Source organism: Photobacterium phosphoreum (genome assembly GCF_002954725.1).
Classification (GTDB): domain Bacteria; phylum Pseudomonadota; class Gammaproteobacteria; order Enterobacterales; family Vibrionaceae; genus Photobacterium; species Photobacterium phosphoreum.
Genome location: NZ_MSCQ01000002.1, coordinates 465036 through 478135 on the forward strand (window position 1 = coordinate 465036; position 13100 = coordinate 478135).

14 protein-coding genes are annotated in these 13100 nt (G+C 36.3%); 6 read left to right on the forward strand and 8 right to left on the reverse strand.

From position 1 onward, the window contains the following. The first annotated feature begins 404 nt into the window (after positions 1–404). Positions 405–1880, forward strand: coding sequence for a DASS family sodium-coupled anion symporter (locus BTO21_RS14220; protein WP_045027298.1), 1476 nt, complete (start codon positions 405–407; stop codon positions 1878–1880). Between the two features lie 120 nt (positions 1881–2000). On the opposite strand, the gene BTO21_RS14225 is transcribed toward BTO21_RS14220, so the two are convergent. After that, positions 2001–3014 carry a methylenetetrahydrofolate reductase gene (locus BTO21_RS14225; protein ID WP_045027300.1) on the reverse strand — a complete coding sequence of 338 codons (1014 nt, stop codon included), beginning with the start codon at positions 3012–3014 and terminating at the stop codon, positions 2001–2003. Positions 3015–3292: 278 nt separating this feature from the next. Next, on the reverse strand, positions 3293–3607 hold the full coding sequence (gene cutA, locus BTO21_RS14230; RefSeq protein WP_045027301.1) for a divalent-cation tolerance protein CutA: 315 nt from the start codon (positions 3605–3607) through the stop codon (positions 3293–3295). Between the two features lie 228 nt (positions 3608–3835). On the opposite strand from cutA, the gene BTO21_RS14235 reads away from it, so the two are divergent. Both BTO21_RS14235 and BTO21_RS14240 read left to right on the forward strand, forming a co-directional pair. Further along, positions 3836–4192, forward strand: a complete 357-nt coding sequence (locus BTO21_RS14235) for a YibL family ribosome-associated protein (protein WP_045027303.1) — start codon at positions 3836–3838, stop codon at positions 4190–4192. Positions 4193–4362: 170 nt separating this feature from the next. Then, the gene (locus BTO21_RS14240) at positions 4363–4470 is read left to right on the forward strand and encodes a hypothetical protein (RefSeq protein ID WP_045036908.1); all 108 of its coding nucleotides are present in this window, start codon (positions 4363–4365) and stop codon (positions 4468–4470) included. Positions 4471–4481: 11 nt separating this feature from the next. On the opposite strand, the gene BTO21_RS14245 is transcribed toward BTO21_RS14240, so the two are convergent. The 3 genes from BTO21_RS14245 to BTO21_RS14255 form a co-directional block, all read right to left on the reverse strand. Next, positions 4482–5240: an SDR family oxidoreductase gene (locus tag BTO21_RS14245; protein WP_045027306.1), complete on the reverse strand. Its 759-nt coding sequence runs from the start codon at positions 5238–5240 to the stop codon at positions 4482–4484. 107 nt (positions 5241–5347) lie between these two features. Next, the gene (locus BTO21_RS14250; protein ID WP_045027308.1) at positions 5348–6556 is read right to left on the reverse strand and encodes an enoyl-CoA hydratase/isomerase family protein; all 1209 of its coding nucleotides are present in this window, start codon (positions 6554–6556) and stop codon (positions 5348–5350) included. 173 nt (positions 6557–6729) lie between these two features. Next, positions 6730–7011 (reverse strand): hypothetical protein, encoded by a 282-nt coding sequence (locus tag BTO21_RS14255; RefSeq protein WP_045027310.1) that lies wholly within the window; start codon positions 7009–7011, stop codon positions 6730–6732. A 255-nt stretch (positions 7012–7266) separates the two neighbouring features. Here BTO21_RS14255 and BTO21_RS14260 point away from each other — a divergent pair, with 255 nt between their 5' ends. Then, positions 7267–8373: a hypothetical protein gene (locus tag BTO21_RS14260; protein WP_065192030.1), complete on the forward strand. Its 1107-nt coding sequence runs from the start codon at positions 7267–7269 to the stop codon at positions 8371–8373. A 65-nt stretch (positions 8374–8438) separates the two neighbouring features. Here the strand turns inward: BTO21_RS14260 and BTO21_RS14265 are convergent, their stop codons facing one another. After that, a complete protein-coding gene (locus tag BTO21_RS14265; RefSeq protein ID WP_045027313.1) occupies positions 8439–8798 on the reverse strand; it encodes a hypothetical protein in 360 nt (119 codons plus the stop codon). 384 nt (positions 8799–9182) lie between these two features. On the opposite strand from BTO21_RS14265, the gene BTO21_RS14270 reads away from it, so the two are divergent. Continuing rightward, positions 9183–9668, forward strand: a complete 486-nt coding sequence (locus BTO21_RS14270) for a hypothetical protein (RefSeq protein WP_045027314.1) — start codon at positions 9183–9185, stop codon at positions 9666–9668. A gap of 67 nt (positions 9669–9735) precedes the next feature. After that, positions 9736–11772, forward strand: coding sequence for a hypothetical protein (locus tag BTO21_RS14275; RefSeq protein ID WP_045027315.1), 2037 nt, complete (start codon positions 9736–9738; stop codon positions 11770–11772). A 91-nt stretch (positions 11773–11863) separates the two neighbouring features. On the opposite strand, the gene BTO21_RS14280 is transcribed toward BTO21_RS14275, so the two are convergent. Beyond that, on the reverse strand, positions 11864–12334 hold the full coding sequence (locus BTO21_RS14280) for a hypothetical protein (RefSeq protein WP_045027317.1): 471 nt from the start codon (positions 12332–12334) through the stop codon (positions 11864–11866). Between the two features lie 189 nt (positions 12335–12523). After that, a complete protein-coding gene (locus tag BTO21_RS14285) occupies positions 12524–12850 on the reverse strand; it encodes a peptidylprolyl isomerase (protein WP_045027318.1) in 327 nt (108 codons plus the stop codon). Positions 12851–13100 lie beyond the last annotated feature (250 nt).

Genomic DNA, 13100 nt, shown 5'->3' on the forward strand with positions numbered 1-13100 from the left:
TTTATAAAAAATTTATCACAAAGCAATATATGCACAAAATGCATTTATAAAATTAAAAACGTTCATTTTACTCATTACATAATTGCTCGTAAGATACTGCTAACCAACCAAGTGCAGATTAGATCTAAGCTAAACAGCACAACGATAAAAACCACTTATTAATATAAATAGTAACAACAAACAAAATGGCATGACTACCTAGTTTTGTTTATTATTTAAACGCCACTTTAACTGTCTCTTTCTAATTGAAAGTATTTGAGTGGCGTTTTTTTTTAATAAAGTACGTTATTTTTGATATGAGATATAAATACCATCATTAATATAGACATCGAATGATTTAAAAGTGAGAATTATTTGAATTTTATATACTATATTGGAATGTAATATATCTATATAAGATTATCATGACAGCTACAACCACGAATAAAACCACACTCCCCACGCGCGCGCCCTTCTTTGCCATCAAAATTATTCCAGCAATAATCATTGTGGTGCTAAGTACTCTCTGTTGGCACTTTATCAGCATACCTCCAGCATTAAATATGGCAGCGTTTCATACTGCGATTATTTTTGTTGCAACGATTGTTGCTATCGTTATTAATGTATTACCAACAGGTGCCGTTGCCATTATTGCGGTTTCCGCTTATGCACTGCTTCATGCCGGCGGAGAAACGTCCGCAAAAGCTGCGATTATGGCGGCCACCAGCAATTTTAATAACGTTCTTATTTGGCTGATTGTAATTGCATTTATGATTGCACGTGCCTTTGCTAAAACAGGATTAGGTAAACGCATAGCCCTTATTTTACTAAGCTGGTTTGGTCAATCCTCTTTACGTATAGCTTATTGCTTAGGTATTGCTGATTTTCTTATCGCACCCGCTACACCCAGTAATACCGCTCGTTCAGCAATTATCTCTCCTATTGCCGACTCACTTGCGAAAGTCATCAACAAAGATGACCGCAAATTGGGTCAATACCTAATCTCTTCGGTAAGCGCAATGAACGATGCATCTGCAGTTGGTTTTCAAACAGGATTTGCAGGTAACCTCGCCTTAGTGGGTATTGCCGCTTCAGTGGCAGGTATTAATATGACCTTTAGTCACTGGGCGCTATATTTACTGCTACCAGCAGCAATTTTACTGCTAACAATGCCGTTCATCTTATTTAAATTTATCGATCCAGATACCAAACACACACCACAAGCACCCGCTTATGCAAAACAGGCATTATTGCATTTAGGGCCTGTTAGCCTTGCTGAGTGGAAGTTAATCGCGGTTTTTATCGCATTAATTATTATGTGGGTTGGCGGACAGTCACTGCATTTACACTCAACGACATCAGCATTTATCGGTTTATCAGCGTTATTAATCTTAGGCGTTTTAAACTGGGATGATGTCAAATCTGAAAAAGGCGCATGGGATACGCTGATTTGGTTTGCCGTATTAATGGGATTAGCCAGTCAACTTAAAAAACTCGGCTTTACTGCTTGGGTTGGTCATGGTGTATCGGATTTAATCAGTCAACATATGGGCCATGCAAGTCCAACCATTATTTTGATTGTAATGATGATTTTCTACCTGATTACAGCCTACTTTTTTGCTTCAGGTACAGCAAAAGTTGTCGCTTTAGGCCCGGTTATTATCGGCTCGTTAATGGCATTAGGTGTTAATCCACTTATTTCTATTTTAGCCGTTGCGGGTATTACCAATATCGGATGTAACCTTACGACCTACAGCCATGCTCGCAACCCATTACTGATGGGCTATCAATATCACAATGATAAACAGTGGATGAAAATAGGCTTTATTATCTCTGTTGGCGGTGCAATCATTTTTATGGCTTCAGGTATTATCTGGTGGTCTATTTTAGGTTTAATGTAACGATCTAATACCTATTTTTCGATCTAATAAGCCCATACGTTTTACTTGCCAAAAGTAATAATAGTATGGGCTTTATTTTTCACCCAAAAGCCCAACAATAATTGGTACACGATTGAGTCACTACTGTGCTGTGATCGTATTTCTCTGCAATGTTCGAAATTCATGTTTAGCTAAATGACTGTCCATTGACGCTCGTAATAATTTATACAATAAAATTGAACCATCAATTTCTTCTTTACGATTAGTTAAACTCTCAATGTTCAATCCCAACGGCAAATCATATTCAACCACCGCATCTAAGATTTGATTGAGGCTATTGCAGCACATTTTAATCGATTCATGTAACGGATTGGTCGCATTAAGAATACGTAAGCTCGTTGCTTCCGGCACACTCACACCTAACCACTCTATAAATTCTAATGTTTTAGCACTGCCACAAGGCGAAAACGTTAATAGAATACGCTGTGGTTTAAGTCCATCCTGCTTACATTCAATCGCATAGCGGGTCAAAATATCAATCGTTGCTTGGGTGTCATAAATAGCTTGAGAAATAAAGAAATTACACCCTTGCTGATATTTTTCAATTAGCCGCGCATGCTCATTACCTTTTTTAGCATGGCGCTCAGCGATCATAATACCGCCAGTAAAAAAGTTATTTTGATGCTCAGCCAATGCTTGATAAGCCGTAGATAACGGTAACGACACTTCATTCTTAGCCGATGGGCTGCCAACCAGCACAATGTCACGTACTTGATACTCATGCCATGCTTCATTTAACCACTCATCAAAAGCTTCGGTTTCTGATTGCACTACGCTTTTATAAGTGATCACTGGTCGCCCTGTTTTTTTATTCAACAATGAAGAATAATAACGAGGATCATGAGTCGATTTGAACGGAAATGGACGTGGTTTTTTAGTACGCGAAACTTCATCTTGAATGTCGTAAACAATTAATCCATCAATGGCGAGATCTTTAATACGATTCACTAATCGATCAGCAATGCCTTCTACTTCATCTAAAGACGTATTGGTTTTAGGCGGAGTTGTTCCTATAAAATAGACACCACGTGTAATATCGTTATAACGCACACGTAGTTCTGATTCTGTATTTGTCGCGAATTCTTGATTTAGCATTAATAATCACTTCCATGTGTAGTCGCAGGTTCTTCAGCACAATCATTAATCATACGACCTACTATGACAAATATTCTCTAACCAACACTAAATAATGTTTAGTTCTAGTTAATCTCTGTAGTTAAAACATCCTTGTATTAAAACTATTATAACTTTCAATAAAATACTAATTATTTTGGGGTATAATTTAGTCTATTTTTCAATAGACCTGCTTTCAGTTGTACCTAATCACTACGCATAAATCAAAATATATTCGGTTTATTTTCAATAATATAAAATCACAAACAAGTTTGGCCTATCCATGATAAGTAGTCTACTGAGCCATTAGTAATCGGTAACTGGATAATTTCAGGTGTTTCATAATGGTGATGCTTCTCTATTTCAGCTTTCACACGATCAAACAGTATAGTTTTAGTTTTAATAATGATTTGTTGCTCTTGATCGCAGTTAATCTTCTGTTTCCAATGGTAATAGCTTTTAATCGGTATCACTTGAATACAAGCTGCTAAACGCTGTTCAAGTAATGCATTAATGATGGTTTGACCATTTTCATCATCTGAAAACGTAGTAACGATGACACAATAATCTGTCATTTTTTCATCCTGTTATTGGAAATATTTCATAGGGAATTAATGCCCATAAGTCTATCTACCCCGTAAAATTGGCAGAGATAGCCATAAAAATGCAACTTTAAGCAAAAATAGTTGTAGGATAGCGATCCAGTTATCAAAAATATAATGTATACTAGCCGCAACTCAATACCTATTCATCGTAAACACTACGATTTAGTGTATTGCGAGTGTAAATACAAAGGTAATGAAATGAATTTAAACGAAGAGCTTCAAAATCTTAACAACCGTATGGACAAGTGCCAGCGTAAACTTGCTGCTGCAATTCAACGTGATGATAAAGTTATCATCAAGCAGTTTAAAGATGAGCTTCTTAGCCTTAACAAAAAATCGCAAAACGTTAAACACCGTAAGTCATCAGAAGTAAGTGGCAAAGGTAAAGATGTTAAATCTCTTGCTTTTAATCGTGTGTTAACGAAAGCAGAACAAGCTGACATGGGTAAACTGAAAAAATCAGTAAAAGACCTTGTCGTTGTTCACCCAATGACGGCACTTGGCCGTAGCATGGGTATTAAAGCTGTTACAGGTTTTGCTCCAAAAGCATTCTAATATCTGTTTATTAAGATAACTTATAAACAAATATGGCCTAATTGGCATAAAAAGATCGTCAATCGACGATCTTTTTTTATGTCAAAAATACCACTACTCTAAATATTCATGCTCATTGATACACAATCTAAGGTAGAATATATTTCTTTCATCGCTATTTGGACGATCTAATGGAAAAATTAATGCCGTATATGGCAAAATTCGCGTTTGGTTTATCGATGATTATGTTTGTCGTAGGTGGTGTTTTGGCATTAGTTGCACTGTACAACCACTTTTGATCAAGCATTGATTACAATCGTAAACCACCATCAATTTCGAGTACCCTGCCGGTGAAATAGTCATTTTCAATAATGAATCTCACCGAATGGGCGATCTCTGTTGGATCACCAATGCGGGCTAATGGTATCATCGCTAACATTCGCTCAATCGTATCATCATTAATTTGTGCCGCCATTGGTGTATCAATAAGCCCCGGAGCAATTGCTGCAACGCGAATGCCATATTGACCTAATTCTCGCGCCCAACCCACAGCCATAGTGGTTACAGCGGCTTTAGAAGCAGCATAGTTTGTTTGACCAATGTTTCCCGCACGAGCAGCACTGGATATATTAATAATAACGCCTTTAGTTTCGTTTTCAATCATCCATTTAGCCGCTTCTCTGCCACATAAGAATGTGCCAGTGACATTAACATCCATCACTGTTTGAAACTGCTCTAATGACATTTTATTAATGCCATTCGGCTTTATTTGTACCAACATTCCATCATCAAGGATACCTGCATTATTGATTAGCGTATCAATATGCTCGAAATCCTCCATGATATTAAAAAATGCCTGTTCAACTTCAGTTTCATTAGTCACATCTGCTTCATAAATCCGCGCCATACTATTGAGCATATGGCATTGATCTTGCGTTTTTCGTAACCCTACTTTATTCACGTCAATTAAAGCGAGTTGTGCTCCCATCTGTGCAAGCGTCACTGCCATCATTTGCCCTAATCCCTGGCCTGCACCTGTTATGACAACAACACTATTTTCAATGTCCACGTTAATTAGCTCCTAAAACTATTTTATAAATATATCCAACGCACTGATTAACATTAACGACTCAAAAAAAATGGATAAAGCACAACACCGTTTCATCATTCGTGTAATTAAAGTAAATTAGTTAATGGATTTTCTTGTTGGTGCCATAAAGGCGTAAATAAACTATCAACCAGTCGGTTATCAACATCTGAAAGAGTCTTATATAACCACTTTGGTTGACCGTCTTTTTCGATTAAGCGTGCTCTAATGCCTTCTTTAAATTCACCCACTAATCCGCATCGAACAGAAAGTGATAATTCCATTAAGAAACATTCAGCCAAGTTTGCTTGCTGATATTGCTGCATTTGCTGAAAACAAATATGTGCAGACAATGGACTACCATCAATAAGCGTTTGTTTAGCATTTTCAAGCCAACAACCTAACCCATCAATGGCCTTTATTTGTTCGTAAACAATATCAAGCGTTGGTGCAACACAAGCCGCTTGAATTTGAGGGAAATACGGGATCATTTGGCTCGGTGGACGCTGTCTTTCAGAGTCTGTTGCCATTGCCGTTAACATATCAGTAATCACTGTCGCAACTTGGTTTTCTGCCGTATCTTGCCAAGGATAATGCTTTAACTGTTTGATCAGATGTTCACGTTTATCATCAACAATAAGATGATCTGCCATGGTTAAATCAAGAGCATCACTCGCATTCACATCTGCGCCAGTTAACCCCAAAAATAAACCAATACCAGCGGGTAACTGATTTAAAAACCATGTTGCACCAACATCTGGATATAAACCAATCTTCACTTCTGGCATCGCAAGCAAGGCTGATGGCGTCACAACACGATGACTTGCACCAATAAACAACCCAAGTCCACCGCCCATGATCAGGCCATTGCCCCAAGCAATAATCGGCTTAGGATAATGATGAATCAAATAATCACAGCTATATTCAACCGTAAAATAATCAATTAAAAACGGTCGTGCCAAGTAGCTTTGTTCATTGTTTGCACGTTTAATATAATCATCTGTTGTCACTATCGCTGTCGAGTCAATAGCATCAATAGCATCAATAGCAGGATCATTTTCTAATGCATAATAAAGTGCGCGAATATCAGCACCTGCACAAAACGCTTTTTTACCAACCGCTTGGATAATCACACTGACAATATTTTCATCATGTTGCCAATGCAATAATTGTTGTTGAATCGTTCTAAGCATTGTCAGTGTTAATGCATTCAATGATGATTCATTATCCAATTCCAACACACCGATCGCATGACCACTACTACATCGGATTTCAAATATGTTTACTTTTCCAGTCATCCTTAAACCTCGTTAATAATCCATCTAGTTAGCGATAATATGCTATTTATAGCCTCTATGTCGCTGATAGTTAATCAATCATGTTGAAAACAGAGTTTCCAATTTTATGCCTAAGCGTGTATCTATCTCATTGCTTTAGCATCTATGTTAATCATAAAAAAATAACAATAAAATTAATCGCCATTGCTACGGCGTATTCTTGCCTCCACTTCAAGTTCAATAACAGCATCCCATAACGCTTTTTCTCGTATGCGTTGACGCTCTAAATTCATATTAATACCATCAATAACATTTTGATCTACAGGACCTATATAATTATTCGTAGTGTCAGAAATAATCACGCGAAACTCTTCCATCGTCGGTAAGCGATTATTTGATTCTTCAAAATCATCAAAGATACTATTCACTTTCCCTGACATTTCTTGCTTGATATTTTTAAATTCAGAACTGTCCATATTATCCTCCAGCAAAACCACAAAAATAACTCAAAGACGATTAGCTAAAAGCCATAGTTACATCTCATTTATTGCATTAACCTCGCAAAAATAAATAATAAATATAACATGTTAATTATGTCAGTTAACACAATGGACATAATAATATTAATCTACACTGAAACTATTCATTATTAATTTCTTAACCAGTATAGTTGCCGTACATAATATAAATATTAAAATTCAGCGACAAAAAAGTAAGGACATGAGACCACATTGAATACTTTAAATAGCATTAGCTTCTTCTATATCTCTTTGCCATTGTGTCTTTTCTATACGGTAGCTATTCAGGCCGCACCTATCATTGATAAACCAACAAAAAATGACACTGCAACTGATTTAGTGCCATATGCAGCACCAATCGATGATGCAAATACCCAGCATCATATGAAGCTATGGCTTGATAACTCTCAACAATCTATGAGCGACTCAGTCCACAATATTGGTGAATATATTGATCAGGGGCTAGCCAAAGATGATGATAAAGCAAAACTCACTAACCGTAGTTATCTTCGCATTCGTTACCGTTCAATTTACTCACACCGCGGTAAACTAGAAAACGACTTCAAGGTCTACTTTAAGCTCGATTTACCGCATGTTAAACGTGATTGGAAATTAATCCTCGATTCAGAACCGAGTGATTATGATAGCCTTGAAAGTAAGCAACGAGGAATTGCTTCTGGTAGTAAAACCCAAGCGGGTAACACCATTGGCGGATTTAGATTACAAGATGCACAATTTGGTAACTGGACCTCTGATTTTGATATTGGTGTCAAAATAAAATTACCGCTAGATCCTTTTACTAAAGCTCGCCTTTCCCGCGTTGATAATATTAGTCAAAATTGGACAACACAATTTGATCAAGAGTTATTCTATTACCACTCAAAAGGTCTTGGATCTCTTACTCAAATAAGCGGTTTTTATGCTCTTACTCCAGATCACAAAGACATCTTTAGAACCACAACCAGTGCCCAATACTTACAACAAGATGATAAGTGGGAGCTGGTACAACAGCTTAATATTTATCAACGTGCAACTGAAAAAGATTTATTTGAATATTCACTGGGGATCAGTGCAGATACCGATGAGATAAAAGAAGTAACGAACTATTGGGTTTCCGCTGAATGGAAACGTCGAGTATATAAACACTGGCTTTATCTTGCCGCTCGACCACAACTTGAGTTTCCACGTGATTACAATTATCACGCTAATCTTGGCATTATGATTGAACTTGAAATGTTCTTTTCTAAGAATCGTAAAATTGATGAATTAGGGCGTTATATTCCTAAACCAGTAAAACAACGCACGAGCACGAAGCAATAATAGTAATACCATTAAGCAATGAAATCATCCTCACGCTTAACGGTATTAATGACGATCTATTTTTATTATTTTTTCTGCTGTGAAATGGGCATTGTATCGTTGATAATTACAGGGCCGATACCGTTCACACAACGCTGATAACCTTTTTTCCAACCTTCAACATACTTCATCTTTTCGACACCCTTCATATCATCCAAGATTGTCTTTGATGGTTGCCATTGATTTTTCAGTGCATCTTTACAACCATCGTTATAGCCATGTTGAATAAATTGCTCACTGAGAGTAAGAGGTTTAGCCGTTTGAGTTTCTACTGTTTTTACCGCTGAAATTGCAGTTGCGGTTGCAGAAGGTGTTGATGTTAAAGCCGCAGTACTACAACCTGATAAAAGTGCAACTACACCAACCATCGCCCATGAATAACGCATATTGTTCCTTATTATAAATTCTAATTGTTATTTATAATCATACCTCAATATCGCTTAATGGAATATTAACGCTTTAAATTAATCATTTATCTATTTTATTCATTGAATAGTCTAACTGATTAAATTTCCCACCTCATTTAACTTCTCATATTAGCCACTATTTTTTATGACATTTAAGCCAATCCCCCACCAAAGCACATACCAAAAAAGTATAAACATCAAAATAAATCATTGATATTCCTTATGTATAAAAATATATAATGACAAATATATGCTTTTATTATACAAAGACGCTAATAACGATTATTTATTCTAATAATCAACTGACTATTATTTTTATAAGTCATTTGGGATTATTTTATAAATTACCCATTGGAGTTAAACATGCGTAAAAAATTATTATCCATTGCTATATTACTAACGACGTCTAGTTCTTTATTTGCAGCAGAAGCATATAATCCCCAAAAAAATTACTCCGCCACAGAACAAGTACAGTTTAATGGTAATATTTTTGAAGCTCAGTGGTGGGTAAATCAAAATGAATCTCCTGCACATATTACACAAAACTCATGGGAGTCTCCGTGGGTATTTATTTCAGAGTCTGAATCAGTAACACCAGAAGACGTTCTACCTTTACCTCCACTAGCAGAAATTACGCCTAATATCGAACCAGAAAGTCAGGTTAAATATGTTCAGATCATGAACGAAATGGCTGCACAAATGGTTCAACGTGTAAATGAGCTCAAAAAATATGCTCAGAACCCTGATTTCTACTTTTTCAAGAATGGTAAAAAATTCATTGAAATCAATGGCATTGATTATGAAGTAGATGCAGAGCATGGCACGCCTATTATTCCATTACGAAACTGAATAGATTACGGATGACAGTGCAACCCGTAATCTATTCAGTTTCTTTGATCAAGATTGGGAATTTTCCATGTATGAAGGCGGCGCTGTTGTCGTTAATAAAACATGGGGAAATTATGATTGGGGTAATGGCTGTGTGCTTGAATACTTACCCAATGGTCACCTTGATAGCGACTATGTTTTAAATGAAGCATTAACATGTATAGATGGTTCAGACAAACATGAAAAACCAGATGCGACTTCTATTGCGCCATATAAGTTTGGCGTCGACGCTGCACATTCAAATATGGTTTCAATAGAGCAACTTGGCGACAAACTGATTGTTGCTCAATCGCCATCAGCGGGTGATTCACCAATGGTGGGTATTTACGATACCAAAGCAAATACTACCACAAAAATTTTAGGTATTAGTGAAGCTCAACCTTATAAAGGTCTTGATGATTTACGTAGCCATAAATCACAACTATTCGTTTCAGCAATTGGTGCCCATGATCGTATCGATGTCTTTAATGGTGATACGAACCAATACCAATACTCTTATGACATTCAGCATAATGGTAATAGTAAAATTGCAGTAAATGATCAGTATATTTTAGTGGCTGATGCCGAGAATATTACGGTCTACCATAATACACCAGCGGCACTTGGTGAAACTAAATCACTACAGCCTTTTGCTCACTTAGCCTATGTTAATGGACGTCCATTTACTCTTGAATTTATTGGTTCTAAATTACTTACAGGTGGTTCACAAGGCTCCGCGATTTATGATTTAGATGCACTGTCACAAGGCACAACACTTCAGCCACTGCATAACAACATTGGCGCATTTGAATCAATGGATGCGAATGACAAATACATTTTTGTAAAAGAGAATAACGGTCAATATGTAGAGTCAACGACACGTTTTGCTATGTATGACATTCAGCAATTTATTGCCAATGATTACCAATTTAAAGATGCAGCGAAAGCCGTTTACCTCCTTGATCATTTCTGGGTAAGTGGTCACGATTTAGTTATCAGTAATAATGAGATTATTACATTAACTAATAGCATCATTGAAAGCGTACCATTAGATAAATTAGATACCCTTGATTTTACACAAAATGCATATGTACCAACGGCTCAACTAGAATTTGATGCCCTACCACAAACAGCCTCTGTACGTAAAATTCTACAAGACGGATTGGCTGAAGGTGCTTGGTCTATTTCAGCCAATACTGATTCAATGGTAAATATTCGTTTACTTGATCGTAATACCGTTGAAATCACAAACTTTACTGATATCGATCTTAAAAACGTAGATCTCGATATTAAAGCTCACAGCCAACATAATTGGGCGCGCTTGGCTAATTTAGATAAATTACCAGCATATACTCGTATTACTCTGCCTATTACGGATCTAAATATAGATAAAAGCTTTAATACTGCAGATGGTACTGGTGTCTATAACTACACAGGCATGTTAAGTACGCTTGACGGTCAAGGCAATACTTACGGTCATTATGGTACCCAACACCTTATTGATTCACGTTTTGCAACAGAAACAAAACATCCGTTATTAGACAAATTAAATAAAATAACAGCGGCATGGGATATCACATTTACAGACATGATACTTGGTTCTACTAATACAGAGACACCTTGGGACGCGAACAGCATCAAGCGCCACATAAAACTTCTCACGAACGTTGCTTATATTGTTTCTAGTGAGACGTTTAAAAATAAGCTTATGAATTATAAAGAAAACTATGGCCACGATTTGTACCTTTACGGCACAACATTTGAAACGAAAGCACAGAAAGAAAGCTTACTGAATAAGACATTGCATTCGAATGGATTTGTAAACTATCGTCAAGCATCTGGATTCCAAAACACATTTAGCTTTGGTAAGACAGCGGGGACAGTCTTTGGTTTATCTGATCAAGAGTTAAATAAAGTTGATAGTGGTGATATGCAAGCTTTTGCTTTGTATCTTGGCGAGCAAATTGGCCAAAATTGGTATCATGACTGCCCTCCGGTACCTTGTAACTGGACTGAAATTCATTTTGCTAAGCTATTTGTTGATGTTTATAACGAGCTGGATAAAGCGGGCGAATTACCTTACTAATCAGCCTGATTAATGGGTAAACCGTAATATAACATTCGAGGTTGCGACGTCTTGTCGCAACCTTTTTTATTATATTAAATAAACAGGGACTTTAAGCCATTTTTACTCTGTCGACTATTAGATTATTTACTAACATCACCACAGCAAGAACAATTAATGTAACGATAAATGTTGTCACTCCGTATTGTAAAGATAACGAGCAAAGATGCGTCAAACTTGATGATATTAACGTCCCTGAAGAAAATTCAGATAAAACAATAATATTAATCACACTTAAACCCGCAAATAGGCTCAACATATACAAAGGCATCATTGAGTGTCTTTTAATAGTAAACAACTTGTTGCTGCGGCTACCTTCAAACAGCAATTTTTGCCCTAAAGAATACGATACAAGCAACAATAATGTACTGTACCCAAGCGAAAAAATAAAAATAGAGATAGGGTAAAGTTCTTTACTTGAACCTAATAAATATACAAATTTTGCCGCTTCTAACGCACTGAAAAAAACAATCGCCGCTAATGTATAAAAGACTATTCCACGAATAATTCGATCTTTGTTCATTTTAATCATCCAACATAAATATAAAACAAGTTGATTAAATATCTTTATATTTGACTTAATCTACCTCAGATCACAGCTACAAAAAAACGCTGAATATTCAGCGCCCTCTTATTAATAATCATTACAATTACAGTATTAAACAACAAAAAATAAAAAGGAAGATACTTAACATTCCTTTTTAATAATTGCTTACATCACAAATAATACTTTGATGATATGCCAGCCAAACTTTGTCTTTACTGGTTCTGGAATCAAACCACGTAAATTAGTGTTTTTCATCTTTAATGCTTCACTGGTACTGATAGCCTTACCAGAAAAAACCGCTTTATCGAATTGGGCAACCATAGCCCCTTTGCGGAATTCACCTAAATCACCCCCTTTTTTACCTGATGGACAAGTAGAGTGTTTTTTAGCGAGATCTTGAAATTTCGCTCCAGCTTTTAGTTGCTTAATAATGTCATCAGCTAATTCTTTATGCTTAACCAAAATGTGTAGTGCGTGTGCGCTAGAAGCCATCGTGACGATCCAAAATTACAAATATAATACAGGTATTATACATGAAAGCGTTTTAACCATTCATTAATCAATTGTCTATTAACAGTGTTCTTTTTTTCTTATTAAATTTCGGTGAATACATTTTGAACAATTGTGCTTCCACTGGCCCACGATCAGAAAATATGCCATCTTTTTTTTTTGAAAACACTTAACTACTTGTATCTACAGATACACACCCGATGTATTACAGTAAAGAATAGAAGTAGATAGA